The organism is Pseudolysinimonas kribbensis, assembly GCF_039531715.1.
In the GTDB taxonomy this organism is placed as follows: domain Bacteria; phylum Actinomycetota; class Actinomycetes; order Actinomycetales; family Microbacteriaceae; genus Pseudolysinimonas; species Pseudolysinimonas kribbensis.
The window spans coordinates 930,726-950,722 of the sequence record NZ_BAAAQO010000004.1 but is presented as its reverse complement, the minus strand read 5'-3'; the positions used below and the strand labels follow the sequence as shown (position 1 = coordinate 950,722).

Sequence of the window (19,997 nt, the reverse complement as noted above, 5' to 3'; positions counted from 1 at the left end):
CCTCCAGGCTACTGTGAGCCGCATGACCGACCGTCTCCGCGTGGTGGTCGCCGCGCCCTTCCCCGAGGACGATCTGACCGAGCTGCGTCGCCGGGAGCCGCGCGTGGATCTGGTGTACGAGCCCGAGCTCCTGCATGCCCCGGGCGTGGAATGGCAGCAGGCGAAGCGGCGCGAACCCGCCGAGCAGGCGCGCTTCGAGGCGCTCGTCGACACGGCGGATGCGCTGCTCGGGGCGCCCGACTCGTCGGGCAAGGGGCTCGCCCGCACCGTGGCCGCCAATCCCCGGCTCCGCTGGGTGCAGACGATCCAGGCCGGGGGCGGGCAGATCGTGCGGGCCGCACGTCTGCCCGACGAGGCCCGGGAGCGGATCGTCTTCACGACCTCCGCAGGGGCGTACTCCCAGCCGCTGGCCGAGTTCGCGCTGTTCGGCGTGCTGGCCGGCGGACGGCGGCTCGGCATCCTGACGGCCGCGCAGCGCCGGCACGAGTGGGCGCCGCGACTGGTCATGCCCGCGGCCGCCGATCAGACCGTCGCCGTGGTGGGTCTCGGCAGCATCGGCCGGGCGAGCGCGCAGAAGCTCGCCCTGCTCGGCTACCACGTGGTCGGCGTGCACCGCCGACAGGTGGATGCCGAGGGCGTCGAGCGCATCGAGCCCGTCGAGCGGCTGGCCGACGTCGCCGCGCAGGCCGACGCGATCGTGCTCGCCCTGCCCGGGACGCCGGCGACCGAGAAGCTGCTGAGCCGCGAGGTGCTCGCCCGCGTCAAGCCGGGGGCGACGGTCGTCAACGTCGGCCGTGGCACGACGGTCGACGAGCCCGCGCTGATCGAGGCGCTGCAGGACGGCCGGGTCGGGTTCGCCGCCCTCGACGTGTTCTCCGCCGAGCCGCTCGCCGCCGACAGCCCGCTCTGGGACATGCCGCAGGTGGTCATCGCGCCGCACACCGCCGGCGTCGACGGCCATGAGCCGCGCGTCGTGGCGGAGCTGTTCGCCGAGAACGCGCGCCGGCTGCTCGACGGCGAGCCGCTCCTGAACGTCGTGGATCCCCACGAGTTCTACTGACGCCCTGGCGGCGTCCGGCGGCGCTGGCTAGCGTCGGGACATGCGGGCATTCGTGAGCCTCGTGATCGCAGTCGTCCTCTCGGTCGCCGGTCACCTGCTGGTCTGGGGCGGGGGATGGACGCTGCATCGGCTCTCGGCGCAGCTGCGGGAGCAGACGGCCGACGCGCTCCTGCCGAGCGTGGTGCTCGGCCTGGGGGTGCTCTGCCTCGCCGGCGCGATGCTCACCGTGGCGTGGTCGTCGGTCGGGGTCGTCATCATCGGGCTCGTGCAGACGCTCACCGGGCTCGGCATCATCATCCTCCCGGCCGCGATCTGGGCCGGCACGCTCATCTCGGCCGAGCGCATCTACCGACCCGTCGGCGACGGGCTGTTCGCCTGGTGGGCGAGTGGGCTGGGACTCCTCGTGGGCCTGCTCTTCCTGGTCGCGGGGATGGCGACGGCCGCCCGCCGCCCCCGCTCGACCGCGGCGGGCCGGGTGGTCACCACGGTCCTCTCGCTCGTGCTCGGCGCCGGCGCCGTGCTGCTGGTCGCCCTCGGTGGGGCACGCCTCATCCAGTCGATCCAGCAGCGCTCCGGCGGGATCGAGCTGCTCGGCGTGCTGCTCGTGCTCGCGGCCGCGGTGCTCGTCGTGATCGTCATCGCAGGCGTGCGGTTCTCGTCGCTCGGAGCGATCGTGCTGGGCGTCCTGCTCGGCGCTCTGGGCGGCCTGCTGATCTGGTCGCCGCAGCTCGTGCTGCGCCCGATCGCGTCGAACCGGGCGCTCACCGACGGCCTGCGCTACGCGGGCGACGGGGGCGGCTACCTCGTGCTGGGCGTGCTCGTGCTCGTCGCCGGGATCGCCGGCGTCGTGCGCGCCCGCCGCCGGCGCGCGATGGAGCCGGTCGAGGACGTCGACGAACGCATCGGATACCAGCCGGAGGACGGCGTCGGCAGCCTGTTCCCGTTCGGTGCCGCGGGCGACGACACCCCCACCGGACCGATCCGCACGGGGCCCGCGTCGACCGGGCGGGCGACCCCGCCGGGCGAACGGCCCCCCGACCGCGTGTAGACTCAGCGACCGAACTTCGGCGAGGGATGCGACGCATCCGTGATCGACGCGGTGGGCGGCCTTCGGTCTGGCAGATCTGAATCGTCCGGCGTGCGCAATGCCGACACCCAGACACAAGGAAGAGACGTACCGGCCATGGCTGACGACAACAAGCTCACCGCGGAACCCCGCACCCAGTTCGGCAAGGGCGCGGCCCGCAAGATCCGTGCGCTCGGCAAGATCCCGGCGGTCATCTACGGCCACGGCACCGACCCGCAGCACGTGACGCTGCCGGGCCACGAGGTCGCCCTCATCATCCGCAAGGCGAACCAGGTGCTCGACCTCGACATCGCCGGCAAGAGCCAGCTCGCACTGGTCAAGGACGTGCAGAAGGACCCGGTTCACCAGGTCATCGAGCACCTCGACCTCATCGTCGTGCGCCGTGGCGAGAAGGTCGTCGTCGACGTACCGGTGCACATCGAGGGCGAGTCGTTCTCGGGCACGATCGTCGTGCAGGACGCGAATACCGTGTCGCTCGAGGTGGAGGCCACGCACATCCCGGAGCGCATCGTCGTGAACGTCGAGGGCGCCGAGGAGGGCACGCACATCACGGCGGCCGACCTGGAGCTGCCGGCGGGCGCGACGCTGCAGGGCGACCCCGAGCTGCTCATCCTCGCGGTGACCACGCCGGCCGCGCCGACGGCGGATGACCTCGCCGCCGACGAGGCGGGTGCCGAGGCCGGCGAGTCGCAGGCGGAGGCCCCGGCCGACGCCGCCGAAGAGTCGGCGGAGTAGTCCGCTCGCCCGATGGCCGACGGACAGTGGCTCGTCGTTGGGCTCGGCAACCCCGGGCCCGGCTACGCGTCGCACCGTCACAACGTCGGGCAGATGGCGCTCGACCAGCTGGCATCCCGCATCGGGGCGCCGTTCAAGCGCCACAAGACGAACGCGACCGTCGCCGAGGGCCGTCTCGGCCCCGGCGGGGCGCGGCTCGTGCTCGCGAAGCCGGCGTCGTTCATGAACCTGTCGGGCGGTCCGGTGGCGCAGCTGATGCGCTTCTACTCGCTGACTCCCGACCGGCTGATCGTGCTGCACGACGAGCTCGACATCCCGTTCGACACGATCAAGCTCAAGGTCGGCGGCGGCCACGGCGGCCACAACGGGCTGCGCGACATCCAGGCCGCGATCGGCACGCCCGACTTCGCGCGGGTGCGGATCGGCATCGGCCGCCCGCCCGGACGCCAGGATCCCGCGGATTTCGTGCTCACCCCGTTCACGAAGGCCGAGCGCGAGGTGCTGCCGTCGCTGCTCTCGGATGCCGCGGATGCGGTCGAGCAGGTCATCGCCGAGGGTCTGCTCCCGGCGCAGCAGCGCTTCCACGCGCCGCGCTAGCAACCGATCGCGCCTTTGCCATCCGATCGCGCTCGCGCGACGTGGATCGGATGGCGAACCAGCGATCGGTTTGGAGCCCGGGTCGGGTGGTGGCGCCGTACGCGGCACGGCTCATGACCTCGCTCGATCTGCGGGTCTCGTCGGAGCGGGCGCACCGCGACCTGGGCTGGACGCCGCGGTATCCGTCGGCGCGCGAGGGCTGGCGCGCCGTCGCGTGACGCGCTCGCGATTCTCTGACTAAAGTCAGAGAATGCGTGACGAGATGGATGTGCTGCGCCGGTTCAACCGGGCGTGGTCGCAGCGCGTCGGCGTGCTCGACGAGTCGTTCCTCGACTCCGGGCGACCGCTCGGCCCCTCGCGCGTGCTGTTCGAGATCGGCGACGCGCCGGGCGGGGCCATCGGGGTGCGTGAGCTGCGCGATCGGCTCGGCCTCGACGCCGGGCACCTCAGCCGCCTCCTGCGCCGCCTGGAGGGCGACGGCCTGGTGACCACGACCGCCGATCCGGATGACGCACGCCGTCGGATCGCCCGGCTCACCGCGGCGGGCTCGCGGGCGTGGCGCGACCTGGAGGAGCGCTCCGACCGGGTCGCGCACGACATCCTGGCGCCGCTGTCCGGTTCGAGCCGCGCCCGGCTGGCCGACGCGTTGCGCACCGCCGACGCACTGGTCCGCGCCGCGACCGTGCGGTTCGCGGAGGTGGACGCGGGGCAGCAGCAGGCGCGAGCGGCGATGGACGCCTACTTCGCCGAGCTCGCCGAGCGGTTCCCCGCCGGATTCGATCCCGGCCCGCCCGCCGATCCGGCCGTGTACGCCCCGCCGAACGGCCGGTTCTTCGTCGCCGCCTCGGACGGGGTCGCGATCGCCTGCGGCGGCATCCAGCGCCTCGGCGACCGGGTGGCCGAGATCAAGCGGATGTGGGTCGATCCCGCCTGGCGGGGCCGCGGCATCGCGACGCGCCTGCTGACCCACCTGGAGCGCACCGCCGCCGCCGACGGCTTCGACGTCGTGCGGCTCGACACGAACCCGGTGCTCGCCGAGGCGATCGCCATGTACCGGCGCGCGGGCTATCGGGAGATCCCGCGCTACAACGACAATCCCTACGCGGGGCTCTGGTTCGAGAAGGCCGTCTGAGCGGCGCTCCACCCGCGGGTGGACGCGGTGGTCGGCGGCCGCCCGTAACATCGAACGAGTGGCACTCGAGCGGATGATCACGGCGCTGGAGCGCGCCCACGTGCTGGATGCGGCCCTCGAGTCCGCACATCGCGACGCCGACTTCTCGCTCATCGAGGGGCTCCGCGTTCCGCTGCTGGCAGCGCTGCTGCGGGCGCGGGGAACGGCGTCCGCGCTGCTCGCGGTGACCGCGACCAGTCGCGAGGCGCAGGCGGTGCTCGATGCCCTGCACTGCTACGCGCCGGATGCGACGGTGCTCGAACTGCCCGCCTGGGAGACGCTGCCGCACGAGCGTCTGTCGCCGAGCGCCGAGACCGTCGGGCGCCGGCTGCACGCGTTGCGTGCCGCGAAGCAGTGGGATCGCGCGGCACCGTTCGTGCTCGTCGCGAGCGTGCGATCCGCGCTGCAGCCGCTCGCCCCCGGCCTGGCGGACCTCGAGCCGCTCGAGCTGCGCGCCGGCGGCCGCGGCTACGACCTCGCGGCGCTCGCGGGCCGGCTCGTCGAGATCGCCTACACGCGCGTCGACCTCGTCACCCGCCGGGGCGAGTTCGCGGTGCGCGGCGGCATCCTCGACGTGTTCCCGCCCGCGGCCGAGCACCCGCTGCGAGCCGAGTTCTTCGGCGACGAGCTCGAGGCGCTGCGGGCGTTCTCGGTCGCGGATCAGCGCTCGCTGCCCGAGACCGTCGGGCACGCGGAGCTCGGACCGGCCCGCGAGCTGCTGCTGACCGACGCGGTGCGCCAACGGGCGGCCGAGATGCAGAGCGAGTTCCCGACGCTGCAGCAGATGCTCGCGAAGATCGCGGAGGGCATCCCGGTCGAGGGCATGGAGTCGCTCGCGCCCGCGCTGCTCGACCGGCTCGTGCCGCTCACCGACTACCTGCCTCCGGATGCCGCGATCGCCGTGCTCGGTCCCGAGCGCGTCGCGACCCGGGCCCTGCATCTCGGCGAGACCAACCGCGAGTTCCTCGACGCCGCGTGGAGCGCCGCGACGGCGGGTGCGCAGGCGCCGATCGACCTCGGCGCGGGCGACTTCCTCTCCGTGAACGGGCTGCGCACGGCCGCCGGCGACCGCACGTGGTGGACGTTCAGCCCGTTCGACGCGGGCGACGAGGAGGGCATCCGCGTCGACGCCGAGCCCGTCCCGGCGTTCGCGGGCCGCGCGGAGGGCGCCGCCGACCACGTCGTCGAGCTGCTGCGCGACGGCTGGACCGTCGCGGTCGCGACCGCGGGAACCGGCCTGGTCGAGCGCGCGGCCGACGTGCTCGCCGGGCGCGAGGCGGCGGGTCGTCCGGTCGAGACCTTCCCCGCCGATCCCGAGCCGGGAGTCGCCTACCTGGTGAAGGGTGCGCTCGAGGCGGGCTTCGAGCTGCCCGAGGCGCGGTTCGCGGTGCTGAGCGAGGCGGAGTTCTACGGCCGCACCGCGGGCGTCGACTCGCGCCAGGTCAAGCGGCTCGCCAGCCGTCGCCGCAACGTCGTCGATCCGCTCCAGCTGCGGCCGGGCGACATCGTCGTGCACCAGACGCACGGCATCGGGCGGTTCGTCGAGCTCGTCAAGCGCGAGGTCGCCTCGGGCGAGCGCACGGCGCGCGGCCCGCTCGGCACGAGCGTCACGACGGCGAAGGTGGAGCGCGAGTACCTCGTGCTGGAGTACGCGCCGTCCAAGCGCGGCATGCCGGGCGACCGGCTGTTCGTGCCGATGGACCAGCTCGACCTGCTGACCCGGTACGTCGGCGGCGAGGCGCCCACGCTCAGCAAGATGGGCGGCTCCGACTGGGCGGCCGCGAAGGGCCGCGCACGCAAGGCGGTGCGCGACATCGCGGTCGAGCTCGTCAAGCTCTACTCCGCCCGGATGGCGAGCGTCGGCCACGCGTTCGGTCCCGACACCCCGTGGCAGCGCGAGCTCGAGGAGGCGTTCCCGTTCGTCGAGACGCCCGACCAGCTGCAGACGATCGACGAGGTCAAGGCCGACATGCAGCGGCCGATCCCGATGGACCGCCTCATCTCGGGCGACGTCGGCTACGGCAAGACCGAGGTCGCGGTGCGTGCCGCGTTCAAGGCCGTGCAGGAGGGCAAGCAGGTCGCGATGCTCGTGCCGACCACCTTGCTCGTGCGCCAGCACATGGAGACCTTCGCCGAGCGGTTCGCGGGATTCCCGGTACATCTGCGCGCGCTGTCCCGGTTCCAGACCGACAAGGAGGCCAAGGACACGATCGCCGGCCTCGCGTCGGGCGAGGTGGATGTCGTGATCGGCACGCACCGGCTGCTGTCGGACGGCATCCGGTTCAAAGACCTGGGGCTCGTCATCATCGACGAGGAGCAGCGCTTCGGGGTGGAGCACAAGGACGCCCTGAAGAAGCTCAAGACCAACGTCGACATCCTCGCGATGTCGGCCACGCCGATCCCGCGCACGCTCGAGATGGCGGTGACGGGCATCCGCGAGATGTCGACGCTCGCGACGCCGCCGGAGGACCGGCACCCGATCCTCACCTATGTCGGCGCCTACAACGACAAGACGGTCGCGGCGGCGGTCCGGCGCGAGCTGCTGCGCGAGGGGCAGGTGTTCTTCGTGCACAACCGGGTGTCGTCGATCAACCGGGTCGCGGCGCAGCTGGCGGAGCTCGTGCCCGAGGCGCGCATCGCGGTCGCGCACGGGCAGCTCAGCGAGCACGTGCTCGAGCAGGTCATCGTCGACTTCTGGGAGCGCCGGTTCGACGTGCTCGTGACGACGACGATCATCGAGACGGGCATCGACATCGCCAACGCGAACACGCTCATCATCGATCGTGCCGACAAGTACGGCCTCAGCCAGCTGCACCAGATCCGCGGCCGGGTCGGGCGCGGCCGGGAGCGCGCGTACGCGTACTTCCTCTACGACGACGACAAGCCGCTGAGCGAGACGGCGACCGACCGGCTCGAGACCATCGCGGCGAACAACGAGCTCGGCGGCGGCATGCAGATCGCCCTCAAGGACCTCGAGATCCGCGGCGCCGGCAACCTGCTCGGCGGCGAGCAGTCCGGGCACATCGCCGGGGTGGGGTTCGACCTCTACCTGCGGATGATCGGGGAGGCCGTGAGCGCCTTCCGCGGCGACGTCGTCGAGGGGCAGACCGAGCTGCGGCTCGAGCTGCCGGTCGACGCGCACCTGCCCGAGGACTACATCGAGTCGGAGCGGCTGCGCCTCGAGGCCTATCAGAAGCTGTCCACCGCCGCGGCGGCGACGAGCGCCGACGACGCCATCGACGCGGTGCTCGAGGAGCTGCGCGACCGGTACGGCGAGCCGCCCGAGCAGGTGGCCAACCTGATCGACGTCTCGCGGCTGCGGCGCCGGGCGCAGAAGGCCGGGCTGTCGGACGTCGTGGCGATGGGCGGCAACCTGCGGATCGCCCCGGCCGAGCTGCCCGACTCCCTCCAGGTGCGGCTGCAGCGGCTCTACCCGGGGGCGCGGCTGTTCGGGCAGGCGAAGGCGCTGAGCGTGCCGCTGCCGAAGGATCTCGAGGATGCCGCCCTCGTCGCCTGGGTCGGCGACCTCCTCGACGCGATCTTCCCGATCCCCGTGCCCGCCACCGAGCCGGTCGAGTAGCCGCGGCCCGGCGTATCGAGACGCCCATGACGACCGTGCGCGCCTGGCTCGACGCCAACCGCCCCCGCATCCGGCTCGCCGTCGGCACCGCCGTCGTGACGATCCTCGCGATGGTGCTCACGCTGCTGTCGACGTTCGCGCTCGTGCCGGAGCTCGGCCCCGCGGTGCTCGGGGCGATGCTGACCCTGACCCTGGCGCGCAGCCAGCTGGAGAAGGATGCCCGCGGCCGCATCGAGGCGGCGGTCGCCCTCCCGGTCATCGGCCTCGCCGCGGCGGGCATCGGCACCCTGCTGCTGCGCGCGCCGATCGTGGGCGCCGTCGTCTACGTGCTCGGCATGATGCTCTCGATCTGGCTGCGCCGGTTCGGCGCCGTTCCGCGCCGGATCGGCGCCCTGCTCGTGCTGCCCTTCGTCGCCCTGCTGGTCACACCGGTGCCGGTGCCGCAGCATCCGGTCGGGCCGCTCGCCGGCGTGGCGTGGCTGGTGCCGCCGGTCGTCGCGCTCGTGGCGTTCGCGTGGGTGACGCTGCTGCAGGTGGGTGCGCGGGCGATCCGGCTGCTGCCGCCGCGGCAGCCGACCTGGGAGCGCCCCGACCCGGCTCCGCGCGCCGCCGACGCTCCGCGCGTGCGGGTGACGCCGACCGACAAGCTCGCGCTGCAGATGGGGATCTCGCTCGCCCTGGCCTTCGTGATCGGTTTCGTGTTCTTCGGCGACCGCTGGGCCTGGATCGTGCTCACCGTCGTCGTCGTCACGATCGGCAACGCCGGGCGTGCCGACGTCCTCTACAAGGGCATCCAGCGCCTGGGCGGCGCCGCGGTCGGCACGCTGCTCGCGCTCGCGCCGGCCGCGCACCTGGGGCCTCCGACCGTCGGCACGACGGCTGCGCTCATCGCGATCGTGTTCCTCGCGGTGCTGCTGCGCGAGTTCGCCTACGTCTGGTGGGCTCTGTTCTTCACCCTCGCGATCGCGCTCGTGCAGGCGTTCGGCGGCGCGGTGGGCGGCGGGGGCGGCGGGTTCCTGCTGGGGGAGCGGCTCGAGGAGATCCTCATCGGCTCGGTCCTCGCGCTCGCCGTCGCCTGGCTCGTGCTGCCGATCCGATCGGAGGGAACGATCCGGCGCCGGCTCGGGGCGGTGCTCGCGGCGCTGCAGGAGCGGATGGCGGTGCAGGACGACGCGACCGCCCACGACCTGCGCGGCGCGCTGGCCGATCTCGCGAGGGCGTCGAAGCCGTACGACGCCTGGCTGCGGATCGCGCGTCGCGCCCGGCGTCCGCGCGCCGCGCGCTGGATCGCGACGACGCGCGACTGCGTCGACCTCGGTCGCCACGGAGCCGATGCCGAGGCGCGGAAGCTCCTGGGCGCTGCGCGCCGGGCGTTGCGCGCGCCCGACGAGCTGCAGGCCGCACTCGACGCCCTTCGCACCCACCTGGAACGGGAGTAGCGCGCTCGACCGCCTACTCGACCCGCTCGCGGGCCGTGCCCAGCAGCACCGGGATCAGCACGAGCGAGCGCAGGTCGATGAGCGCGTGCAGCAGGATCGGCACGACGATGAGCCCCGTCACCACATAGAGCGCCGACAGCACGAGCCCCAGCACGGTCGCGAACAGCACGCCGGTCCACCGCTGATAGACGTGCAGCAGGCCGAACACCAGCGACGCGGCGAGGAACGCGACCGGCCCGTTCGGCACGATCCCGAAGATCAGTGCCGGCATCGCGAGCCGGAACATCGTCTCCTCGAACACCCCCGCCGACAGCCCGAGGCCGAGCCCGTACGGCAGCTCGTCGCGGTTGCGCGGCAGCAGCGCCCGGATGTCACCGATCGCCGGGATCTCGTCGATCCGCCCGCGCAGCAGCACCAGCGGCAGCACGATCCCCACGACGAACGCGATCGGCAGTCCGATCGCGAGGCCCGCACCGAATCCGGAGTCGAGCTGCGCGCGCAGCCAGGCCATCGGCGCCCAGCGCTGCGCGTCGCGGAGGGTGGGGCCCAGGATCGTCCAGGTCGCCAGCAGCACGACGGCCGACATCCCGCCCATGACGACGACCGACTCGATCAGCCAGCGCCGATAGACGCGCTGCCGGCTGCGGGTCGCGCGCAGTCGCCGGAACCGGGCCCACTCCCGCCGTTCCCGGCGCACCGCTCGCGCGAGGAGGAACGCCAGCACGAGCACGAGCAGGGCGAGCAGGGCGAGGCGCACGTCACCATCCTCCCGTGCGGGAATGCGCCGATTGGCGCCCGACTTGCATCCGGGGGATCCTTGCCCGACGGAAGGAATGCGGGTGGCTCGAAGCGAGGTCGGACTGCGGTCGGAGCGCGGCCCCATCCTGCTCGGCGCGATGACCTCGACGGCGCTCATCGCCATCGACTCGACGATCCTCGCCACGGCGGTCCCGTCGGTCGTGAAGGACCTCGGCGGCTTCTCGCAGTTCCCGTGGCTGTTCTCGATCTACCTGCTCGCCCAGGCCGTGCTCGTGCCGGTGTACTCCAAGCTCGCCGACATGGTCGGCCGCAAGCCGATCATGATCTTCGGCATCCTGCTGTTCCTGGTCGGGTCGGTGCTGTGCGGCGCCGCCTGGAACATGACCGCGCTCATCGTCTTCCGCGCGGTGCAGGGCCTCGGCGCCGGCGCGGTGCAGCCGATGTCGATGACGATCATCGGCGACATCTACACGGTCGAGGAGCGCGCCCGCGTGCAGGGCTACGTGGCGAGCATCTGGGGCATGGCCTCGGTGGTCGGGCCGGCGCTCGGCGGTGTCTTCTCGCAGTTCCTCACCTGGCGGTGGATCTTCTTCGTCAACGTGCCCGTCTGCATCCTGGCCCTCGTGCTCATCGCGCGCGGCTATCACGAGACGGTCGCGCACCGGCGGCACCGCATCGACGTGCCGGGCGCGGTGCTGCTCACGGTCGGGTCGAGCTCGGTCATCCTCGGACTGCTCGAGGGCGGCGAGGGATGGCCGTGGCTCTCGGTGCCGGGCGTCGCCGTCTTCGTCGTCGGCATCCTCGCCCTCGTCGGGTTCGTGCTCGTCGAACGCCGCGCGGCCGAACCGGTGCTCTCGCTCGAGGTGCTGAGTCGTCGGGTGGTGCTGACCGCGGCGCTCGTGGCCGGCGCCGTCGGCGCCGCGACCATCGGACTCAGCTCCTACGTGCCCACCTACCTCCAGCGCACGCTCGGCACATCGCCGATCGTCTCGGGGCTCGCGGTGGCCGCCCTGACGCTCGGCTGGCCGATCGCCGCCGCGCTCGCCGGGCGGCTCTACCTTCGCTACGGATTCCGCACGACGTGCCTGGTCGGCATCCTGGTCTCCACGACGGGTGCGATCACGCTCGCCGCCGTCGGCATGACGCCCTCGCTGATCGCGGTGATGATCGCCTGCTTCGTGACGGGCTGGGGCTTCGGCTGGTGCGTCTCGCCGGCGCTGGTGGCGGCGCAGTCCAGCGTGATGTGGAATGAGCGCGGCGTCGTGACCGGTGTGCAGGCCTTCGGCCGGTCGATCGGGAGCGCGGTCGGTGCGGCGGTGCTCGGCGCGGTCGCCAACGCGGTGATCGCGATCTCCGGCCGCGGTTCGAGCGACCCGCACGCCGTGACGGTCGCGTCGACGTGGGTGTTCGTCGCGGTCGCCGTCTTCGTCGCCCTCACGATCGCCACGGTGCTCAGGATGCCGCGGCTCCCACCGCCGAAGCGCGACCCGATCACGGGGTCGATCCAGACGATCGAACCGGCCGCATAGCCCGCGTAACGTGGCGCGCATGACCGCGCCGGATCCGCAGCTCGCCCCGCATCCGCAGCTGGACGGGCTGATCGCGACGCTCGAGCGCCTGCGCGCGCCGGGCGGCTGCGCGTGGGACCGCGCGCAGACCCACGAGTCGCTGGTGCGCTACCTCGTCGAGGAGAGCGCCGAGCTCGTCGAGGCGATCGAGGCGGGCGACCGCGACGAGCGGATCGAGGAGCTCGGCGACGTGCTCTACCAGGTGCTGTTCCACGCGGACATCGCGCGCGAAGCGGGGGAGTTCACGATCGACGACGTCGCCGAGCACATGACCCGCAAGATGGTGGGCCGGCATCCGCACGTGTTCGGCGACGTGGTGGCCGACACCCCGGAGGCAGTGGCGGTCACCTGGGAGAAGCTCAAGGCGGTCGAGAAGGCGCACCGCACCTCGGTGCTCGACGGCATCCCGCCCGGCATGCCCGCGCTGGCGCTCGCCGAGAAGGTCGTCGGCCGTGCGGCGAAGGTGGGCGTCGTGCCGGATGCCGCTCCGGTGCCCGCGACCGAGGACGAGCTGGGCGCGCACCTGCTCGCGATCGTGACCGGGGCGCGGGATGCCGGGCTCGACCCGGAGCGCGCGCTGCGATCCGCGATCCGCGGGTTGCAGTCCGAGGTGCGCGCCGCGGAGGCCGCCGGATGACCGCGGTGGCGCCGGACGCCTCCGTCGATCCCTCCGCGATCGTCCGGGGCGACGTGCGGATCGGCGCGCGCAGCCGGGTGCTCGCGGGCGCGATCCTCGATGCGGGCGACGGGGTGCTCGCCGTGGGCGAATCGGTGATCGTCATGGAACAGGCGGTGCTGCGCGCCAGCGCACGCTTCGCGCTGACCGTCGGAGATCACGTGCTCATCGGCCCCCACGCATCGGTGTCGGGCGCCTGGATCGACGACGAGGTGTTCGTCGCGACGAACGCGGCGATCTTCCCGGGTGCGGTGCTGGGCCGTGGCGCCGAGGTGCGCGTCAACGGCGTCGTCCAGGTGCGCACGCGGCTGGAGGCCGGCGCCACGGTGCCGATCGGCTGGGTCGCGGTCGGGGATCCCGCCCCCATCCTGCCGCCGGATCGCCACGACGAGATCTGGGCGGCGCAGGAGCCCCTCGACTTCCCCGGCACCGTGTTCGGCGTCGATCGCAATGCCCCGGATGCCATGGTGCAGCTCACGGAGCGGTACAGCCGCGCGATCGAGCGGCTCAGTCGCTCTGTTCCGCGAGGCGCTCGCGATAGGCGCTGACGTTCATCCGGTTGCCGCAGCGCAGGCTGCAGAATCGCTTCGATCCGTTGCGCGAGAGGTCGACGAACACGCCCTCGCAGTCGTGCGCCTCGCACGTGCGCAGCTGCGACGTGGCAGCCGCGCGGATGACGTCGACGAACCCCATCGCGGCCTCCACCCGGATGCGCTCGGCGAGCGGCGCGTCGAGGCTCGTCGCGTGGATGTGCCAGTCGAGGTGGTCGTGCCGCACGAGCTGGGGGAGGGCGCCGGCATCCACGAGCATCCGGTTGACCTCGGCCACCGCCTCGTCCTTGCGCAGCCGCCAGAGGCTGCGCAGCTGCGCCCGCGCCGCGCGCACCTCCTCGAGCTCCGCCTCGTCGGCGTCGTGCCGCCCCGAGTACCCGTACTCGTCGAGCAGCCAGGCGAGCTGCTCCGGGGTCTCGAGCTCGTCGGCGCCGCTCGCGGAGGCCGTCGGCACGGTGTTGGCCAGCGCCACGACGAACGCGAGCGAGGCCTCCGTGTCATCACTGAAACGCACTTTGACTCCTGACGGTGGCGACCGCTAGCGTCAGGAGCATAACCCCCGATAGACCCTGACGCCGTGGCGGGAGAGGAGCGTGCATGGCCGTTCCGCGCTCCGGCGCCCTCTCGCTCGCGATCGCTGTGGGGTCGTCGCTGTGTTTCTCGACGAGCGGCACGCTCGCCACCCCGCTGCTCGAGTCGGGATGGTCGCCCACGGCCGCGGTGCTGCTGCGGGCGTTCGTCGCGGGACTCGTGCTGCTCGCGCCGGCGCTCGTCGCCCTACGCGGCGACCTCCGCCCGCTCTGGCGGGCGCGGTGGCGTGTGATCGCGTACGGCGGGCTCGGCGTCGTCGGCACGCAGCTCGCGTACTTCGCGGCGATCCGCACGATCCCGGTCGGGCTCGCACTGCTCATCCAGTACCTGGCGCCGCTCCTGCTGGTGGGTCTCACCTGGGTGCGCACGCGCCGGATGCCGAAGCCGGTCGTCCTGGTCGGCAGCGCCCTGTCGCTGGCCGGCCTGCTGCTCGTCATCGGCATCGTGGGCGGCACCGCCGCGGGCGGGTCGCTCGACCCGGTCGGCGTGCTCTGGGCACTGCTGGCCGCCGTGGGACTCGGGATCTACTTCGTCCTGGGCGCGCGGCCCGACGGCGACATCCCGCCCATCGCGTTCGCCGGGTTCTCGCTCCTGGTCGGCGGTGTGCTGCTGGCGGGCGTGGCGGCGACCGGGCTGCTGCCGGTCACGGTCGGTTTCGCCGACGTCCGGTTCCTCGGCGGCGACGTGCCGTGGTGGCTGCCGGCCGCGGGAGTCGCCCTGCTGGCCACGGCGCTCGCCTACGTGCTCGGCGTCACGGGCGCCCGGCGGCTCGGCACCCGGGTCGCCTCGTTCCTGGGCCTGGCCGAGGTGCTGTTCTCGTGCGCGTTCGCGTGGCTCCTGCTGGGGCAGGCGCTGTCGCCGCTGCAGCTCGTGGGCGGTGTGCTGATCCTCGCGGGCATCGTCTTCGTGCGCTCGGAGCGCCCCGACCTGCCGGTCTCACCCGACACGCTCCCGATCCCGGTGAGCGAGCCGGCCTGACAGACTGGACGGGTGCCGAACGCCGTCAATCCGCCCCGGGGAATGCGCGACTTCCTGCCGGCGGAGAAGGCGCATCGCGAACGGCTGCTCGCGATCATCCGGGACGGCTATCGCGCCCACGGCTTCGACGAGATCGAGACGCCCGTCGCGGAGGACAGTGCGCGCCTGCACGCGGGGCTCGGGGGTGACAACGAGAAGCTCGCCTTCGGCATCCAGAAGCGCGGGTTGACGCACGACGACCTGCAGGCCGCCGCCGAGCCGCTCGACCTCGTCGACCTCGGCCTGCGGTTCGACCTGACCGTGCCGCTCGCGCGGTTCTACGCGAGCCACCGCGCGGAACTGCCGGCGGTGTTCCGCAGCATCCAGGTCGCTCCGGTGTGGCGGGCCGAGCGCCCGCAGAAGGGCCGCTACCGCCAGTTCGTGCAGTGCGACATCGACATCATCGGGGAGCCGTCGGTGCGCGCCGAGGCCGAGCTGCTCGTCGCGTCGCTCGACACGGTCGACCGGCTGGGGCTCGAGGGCGCGTTCGTGCGCGTCAACGACCGGCGGCTGCTGATCGGGATGCTCGAGACGCTCGGCTTCCCGGCCTCCGAGCACGAGCAGGCGCTCGTCACGATCGACAAGCTCGACAAGGTCGGGCAGGACGGCGTCGTCGAGGAGCTGCGCGAGCGCGGTCTCACCTCCGCCGCCGTCGAGGCGCTCGACGCGTTCTTCGGACGCCCGCAGACGATGGAGCACCTGACCTTCGGCGAGCGCGCGATCCGGCGGGCGCTGCCCGAGGGTGCGGACGACGCCGTCATCGCGGAGCTCGCGGAGCTCGGCGAGGCGGTCGCGCGGGCGCGCGGCGCCGATCCCGCCGACGCGCTCCTGCAGTTCGACCCGTTCCTGGTGCGCGGCATGGGCTACTACACGGGCCCGATTTTCGAGCTGGCGCACCCGAGCGTGCCGTACTCGCTCGGCGGCGGCGGCCGCTACGACGGCATGATCGGCCGGTTCCTCGGCACCGACGTGCCGGCCACCGGGTTCTCGCTCGGCTTCGAGCGGCTCGTCGACCTGCTCGAACGCTCGGGTGCCGCGGGGGAGCGGGCGATCGCGCTGCTGCACGACGCGGACGTGCCGCTCGCCGATCTGGTGGCGCTCAAGGCGGCGCTCGTGGCATCCGGAGCCCGCGTTCGGCTGCTCGTGCGCCCCAGGAACGTCAAGCCCGCCCTCGATGCGCTCGCGGCCGACGGCTTCACCCACTTCGCGTTCGTCGCCGCCGGAGCCGCCACCCCCGAGGCGCTCGACCTGCGCCCCCTCGCGTAGCCTCGCAGCGCGCTCGCCGCGCGGCGCCCCGATCCGATTCGGGATTCGCCATCCGATGCACCCCGCGCGGCGCACAACGGATGGCAAAGGGCCGATCGGATGTGCCTCCCCGCGCTCGGTAGGCTCGGGGGCGCCACCACCCGCATCTTTCAAGGAGCACCCTCATGTCCGATATCGAAGCCGTCGGCGCCCGCGAGATCCTCGATTCCCGAGGCAACCCGACCGTCGAGGTCGAGGTGCTGCTCGACGACGGCACCGTCTCGCGCGCCGCCGTGCCCTCGGGCGCGTCGACCGGAGCATTCGAGGCGTACGAGCTGCGCGACGGCGACAAGGGCCGCTACGGCGGCAAGGGCGTCGAGAAGGCCGTGGATGCCGTGCTCGACGTGCTCGGACCGGCGATCGAGGGCTTCGAGGCCAGCGACCAGCGCCTCGTGGATGCCGAGCTGATCGCCGCCGACGGCACCGACAACAAGTCCAAGCTCGGCGCCAACGCGATCCTCGGCGTGAGCCTCGCCGTCGCCAAGGCCGCCGCCGACTCGTCGGACCTCGCTCTGTTCCGCTACCTCGGCGGCCCCAACGCGCACACCCTGCCGGTGCCGCTCATGAACATCATCAACGGCGGTGCGCACGCCGACAACGGCCTCGACGCGCAGGAGATCATGGTGCTGCCGATCGGGGCGCCGACCTTCCGGGAGGCCCTCCGCTGGGGCGCCGAGGTCTATCACGCCCTCAAGGCGGAGCTGCATGCGAAGGGCCTCGGCACCGGCCTCGGCGACGAGGGCGGCTTCGCGCCCGAGATCGACAACGCGCGCGCGGCGCTCGACTTCATCGTCGGGGCGATCGAGAAGGCCGGGTTCACGGTCGGCGAGCAGATCGCGCTCGGGATGGATGTGGCATCCACCGAGTTCTTCCACGACGGCGTCTACCGCTACGAGGGCAAGGACATGTCGGCCGCCGAGCTGAGCGCGTACTACGACAAGCTCGTCGCCGACTACCCCATCGTCACGATCGAGGACCCGCTGGCCGAGGACGACTGGGAGGCCTGGACCGCGCTCAACGCCGACCTCGGCGACAGGGTGCAGCTCGTCGGCGACGACCTGTTCGTGACCAACCCGGTGCGCCTGCGGAAGGGCCTCGACGTGCGCGCGGCCAACTCGATCCTGATCAAGGTCAACCAGATCGGCACGCTGACCGAGACCCTGGATGCCGTGAGCCTCGCCCAGCGCCACGGCTACACCGCGATCCTGTCGCACCGGTCGGGCGAGACCGAGGACACCACGATCGCCGACCTCGCGGTCGCGACGGACGCCGGCCAGATCAAGACCGGCGCCCCGGCCCGCTCGGAGCGCGTCGCGAAGTACAACCAGCTGCTGCGCATCGAGGAGGAGCTCGGCGAGGCCGCGGTCTACGCGGGCCGCGCCGCGTTCCCCCGTTTCCAGTAGCCGAACGCCCGTGCTCAAAAACGGCTAGTGCCGCGCACGCGGCACTAGCCGTTTTTGCATACTCGCCCGCTTACCCTGGTCGCATGGCACGACCGGGGCGCACCGAGAGGGTGGCCGTCGCCATGCCCGACGAGTCGCGCCCGGCCGCGTGGCTGCGCGGATTCCGGCTCTCGGGCTTCGCGCTCTCGAGCCTGCTGCTCATCGTCGCGGCGCTCGTCGTGCTCGCGCCGAACCTCAAGACCCTCGTCGAGCAGCGCCAGCAGATCGCGCAGCTGCAGCAGGAGGTCGCGCAGAGCAAGAAGGACGTGAAGGATCTGCGCGCCCAGGTCGATCGCTGGAAGGACCCCGCCTACGTCGCCGCGCAGGCCCGCACGAAGCTCTACTACGTGATGCCGGGCGATGTGAGCTACTTCGTCGTGAACACGCCGACCACCCCCACGACCCCCGACGGACTCCCGGTCAGCGACCGGATCCAGACCGCCGACGTCGACTGGGTGCATTCGCTGCTGCAGACGACCTTCGCCGCCGGACTGACCGACGCCACCCCGAGCCAGCTCGACTCGGGCACGATCCCGAGCCCGACGCAGAAGTGACCCGGCCGTGACGACGCCGCCGTTCGCGCCGCCGACCGCCGCCGAGGTGGCGGTCGTCACCGCGCAGCTCGGTCGCCCCGCGCGCGGGGTGATCGGGATCGCTGCCCGCTGCGCCTGCGGCAACCCCGTGGTCGTCGCGACGGCCCCGCGACTCGACGACGGCACGCCGTTCCCGACGCTCTATTACCTCAGCCACCCGGCCGCGACGGCGGCCATCTCGACCCTCGAGGCGACCGGCGTCATGGCCGAGCTGGGCGTCGAGCTCGAGGATCCCGCGACGGCCGCCGCCTACCGGGCGGCCCACGAGAGCTACCTCGCCGACCGGGCCGCCATCGCCGACGTGCCCGAGATCGCCGGCTTCTCGGCGGGCGGGATGCCGGAGCGCGTCAAGTGCCTGCACGCGCTGGCCGCCCACGCTCTCGCGGCCGGTCCGGGCGTCAACCCGATCGGCGATCGCGCGCTCGCCCTCTCGAGCTGGTCGCCGGCGCGCTGCGCGTGCGCGGATCCGGGCGCGGCGCACCGGGACCCGGAACGACGGGACGTCGCGTCGTGAGGCGCACGCTCGCCGTGACGGGGGCGGCGTTCGCGCTCCTGCTCGTCGCGCCCGTGGCGGCCTCGGCGGCGCCGGGCACCCCGAGCACGCCCGCCGTCCGGACCGCGGCGAGCGACCTCGTGCGCTCCAAGGAGTACTGGCTCAGCTCCTACGGCATCCTGCAGGCCTGGAACACGACGCAGGGCAGGGGCGTGACGGTCGCCATCATCGACACCGGTGTCGACGGCTCGGTGCCGGAGCTGCGCGGCGCCGTCGTCGGCGGCACGGACTTCTCTCACCACGGGGCGTCGAACGGTCAGACGCCGGTCGGCTCCGGAGAGGACTCCGACCACGGCACGATGGTCGCCTCGCTGCTCGCCGGCCGCGGCACCGGCCCCGGCACGGGCGCGATCGGCGTCGCGCCGCAGGCATCGCTGCTGTCGATCTCGATCGGCTTCGGCGCGCAGGCACCGGACTCCGACGACCAGATCGCCGACGCCGTCACGTGGGCCGTCGATCACGGCGCCCGGGTCATCAACATGTCGCTGACCCGCAACACGCTCAGCTGGCCCCCCAGCTGGGACAAGGCGTTCCTCTATGCGGAGCAGCACGACGTCGTCGTCGTCGCCGCGGCCGGCAACCGCGGCAGCGGCACCGACGAGGTCGGCGCCCCCGCGACGATGCCGGGCGTGCTCACGGTCGCCGGTGTGGACGAGAGCGGTCGCGCGAGCGACGACGCGTCGAGCCAGGGAGTCACGATCGGCGTCGCCGCGCCGAGCGTCGACCTCGTGAGCGTCGTGCCGGGCGGCGGCTACGTCCTGTGGGACGGGACGTCGGGATCGACTCCCATCGTCGCCGGTGCCGTCGCCCTGGTGCGCGCGGCGCACCCGGAGCTGAGCGCGGCCGACGTCATCCAGCGCATCATCGCCACCGCGCGGGACCGCGGCGCGCGCGGCGACGACCCGATCTACGGGTACGGCCTGCTCGACGCGAACGCCGCCGTCAACGCCGACGTGCCCACCGTGAAGGCCAATCCGCTCGGCAGCCTGAAGGACTGGGTCGCCCTGCATCGCCCCGCGGATGCCGCCACCGGTCCGGTGTGGACCTCGCGCGTTCCGATGCCGAGCACCGCCCCCGCCCCGCACGTGCGCGACCCGGTGGGGGTGCTGCTGCCGAGCCCGACCACGCTGCGACTGGTCGGCATCCCGGCGCTCGTCGTGCTTCTCGCGCTGTTCGTCGCGGTCGGGTTCGTCGTGGGAACCGTGCGGTACTTCGGCGGTCGGCGCAGCCGGTAGGCTCGGAGGCGACTTTTTTCCTGCGAGGAGCCCCTTCA

The 19,997-nt window shown here is 72.9% G+C and carries 18 protein-coding genes; 16 read left to right on the top strand and 2 right to left on the bottom strand.

Features of this window, described 5'->3' with window-relative positions; genetic code table 11:
- The first annotated feature begins 22 nt into the window (after nt 1–22).
- The 7 genes from ABD285_RS15305 (at nt 23) to ABD285_RS15275 (ending at nt 9,669) form a co-directional block, all read left to right on the top strand.
- Nucleotides 23–1,060 carry a D-2-hydroxyacid dehydrogenase gene (locus ABD285_RS15305; protein ID WP_284254762.1) on the top strand — a complete coding sequence of 346 codons (1,038 nt, stop codon included), beginning with the start codon at nt 23–25 and terminating at the stop codon, nt 1,058–1,060.
- A 40-nt stretch (nt 1,061–1,100) separates the two neighbouring features.
- Nucleotides 1,101–2,108, top strand: coding sequence for a hypothetical protein (locus tag ABD285_RS15300; protein ID WP_344203324.1), 1,008 nt, complete (start codon nt 1,101–1,103; stop codon nt 2,106–2,108).
- A gap of 135 nt (nt 2,109–2,243) precedes the next feature.
- Nucleotides 2,244–2,882 (top strand): 50S ribosomal protein L25/general stress protein Ctc, encoded by a 639-nt coding sequence (locus ABD285_RS15295; RefSeq protein WP_284254764.1) that lies wholly within the window; start codon nt 2,244–2,246, stop codon nt 2,880–2,882.
- Between the two features lie 12 nt (nt 2,883–2,894).
- On the top strand, nt 2,895–3,479 hold the full coding sequence (pth, locus tag ABD285_RS15290) for an aminoacyl-tRNA hydrolase (protein WP_284254766.1): 585 nt from the start codon (nt 2,895–2,897) through the stop codon (nt 3,477–3,479).
- Nucleotides 3,480–3,729: 250 nt separating this feature from the next.
- Entirely contained in the window at nt 3,730–4,611 is an 882-nt protein-coding gene (locus tag ABD285_RS15285; RefSeq protein WP_284254768.1) for a bifunctional helix-turn-helix transcriptional regulator/GNAT family N-acetyltransferase, read from the top strand.
- Nucleotides 4,612–4,669: 58 nt separating this feature from the next.
- Entirely contained in the window at nt 4,670–8,230 is a 3,561-nt protein-coding gene (gene mfd, locus ABD285_RS15280) for a transcription-repair coupling factor (protein WP_344203320.1), read from the top strand.
- Nucleotides 8,231–8,256: 26 nt separating this feature from the next.
- On the top strand, nt 8,257–9,669 hold the full coding sequence (locus ABD285_RS15275; protein WP_284254769.1) for an FUSC family protein: 1,413 nt from the start codon (nt 8,257–8,259) through the stop codon (nt 9,667–9,669).
- Nucleotides 9,670–9,682: 13 nt separating this feature from the next.
- Here ABD285_RS15275 and ABD285_RS15270 read toward each other — a convergent pair whose 3' ends face one another.
- Nucleotides 9,683–10,426: a CPBP family intramembrane glutamic endopeptidase gene (locus ABD285_RS15270; protein WP_284254770.1), complete on the bottom strand. Its 744-nt coding sequence runs from the start codon at nt 10,424–10,426 to the stop codon at nt 9,683–9,685.
- A 76-nt stretch (nt 10,427–10,502) separates the two neighbouring features.
- On the opposite strand from ABD285_RS15270, the gene ABD285_RS15265 reads away from it, so the two are divergent.
- The 3 genes from ABD285_RS15265 to ABD285_RS15255 are packed head-to-tail and all read left to right on the top strand — an operon-like array spanning nt 10,503 to nt 13,220.
- On the top strand, nt 10,503–11,957 hold the full coding sequence (locus ABD285_RS15265; protein WP_425565050.1) for an MDR family MFS transporter: 1,455 nt from the start codon (nt 10,503–10,505) through the stop codon (nt 11,955–11,957).
- Between the two features lie 19 nt (nt 11,958–11,976).
- Nucleotides 11,977–12,633, top strand: a complete 657-nt coding sequence (gene mazG, locus ABD285_RS15260) for a nucleoside triphosphate pyrophosphohydrolase (protein WP_344203315.1) — start codon at nt 11,977–11,979, stop codon at nt 12,631–12,633.
- Nucleotides 12,630–13,220, top strand: a complete 591-nt coding sequence (locus tag ABD285_RS15255; protein WP_344203313.1) for a gamma carbonic anhydrase family protein — start codon at nt 12,630–12,632, stop codon at nt 13,218–13,220. Before mazG ends, ABD285_RS15255 begins: the two co-directional genes overlap by 4 nt.
- On the opposite strand, the gene ABD285_RS15250 is transcribed toward ABD285_RS15255, so the two are convergent.
- Nucleotides 13,180–13,737, bottom strand: a complete 558-nt coding sequence (locus ABD285_RS15250; protein WP_284254772.1) for a CGNR zinc finger domain-containing protein — start codon at nt 13,735–13,737, stop codon at nt 13,180–13,182. The genes ABD285_RS15255 and ABD285_RS15250 overlap by 41 nt on opposite strands.
- Before the next feature lie 83 nt (nt 13,738–13,820).
- On the opposite strand from ABD285_RS15250, the gene ABD285_RS15245 reads away from it, so the two are divergent.
- The 6 genes from ABD285_RS15245 (at nt 13,821) to ABD285_RS15220 (ending at nt 19,959) form a co-directional block, all read left to right on the top strand.
- On the top strand, nt 13,821–14,792 hold the full coding sequence (locus tag ABD285_RS15245) for an EamA family transporter (RefSeq protein ID WP_284254773.1): 972 nt from the start codon (nt 13,821–13,823) through the stop codon (nt 14,790–14,792).
- A gap of 42 nt (nt 14,793–14,834) precedes the next feature.
- The gene (locus ABD285_RS15240) at nt 14,835–16,097 is read left to right on the top strand and encodes a histidine--tRNA ligase (RefSeq protein ID WP_344203569.1); all 1,263 of its coding nucleotides are present in this window, start codon (nt 14,835–14,837) and stop codon (nt 16,095–16,097) included.
- Between the two features lie 164 nt (nt 16,098–16,261).
- Entirely contained in the window at nt 16,262–17,539 is a 1,278-nt protein-coding gene (gene eno / locus ABD285_RS15235) for a phosphopyruvate hydratase (protein WP_284254774.1), read from the top strand.
- Nucleotides 17,540–17,622: 83 nt separating this feature from the next.
- Nucleotides 17,623–18,132, top strand: coding sequence for an FtsB family cell division protein (locus ABD285_RS15230; protein WP_284254775.1), 510 nt, complete (start codon nt 17,623–17,625; stop codon nt 18,130–18,132).
- A gap of 7 nt (nt 18,133–18,139) precedes the next feature.
- Complete coding sequence (locus ABD285_RS15225) at nt 18,140–18,685, top strand: DUF501 domain-containing protein (RefSeq protein WP_284254776.1); 546 nt, start codon at nt 18,140–18,142, stop codon at nt 18,683–18,685.
- Nucleotides 18,682–19,959 (top strand): S8 family peptidase, encoded by a 1,278-nt coding sequence (locus ABD285_RS15220; protein ID WP_344203307.1) that lies wholly within the window; start codon nt 18,682–18,684, stop codon nt 19,957–19,959. The genes ABD285_RS15225 and ABD285_RS15220 overlap by 4 nt, the downstream gene beginning before the upstream one ends.
- The last annotated feature ends 38 nt before the right edge of the window (nt 19,960–19,997 follow it).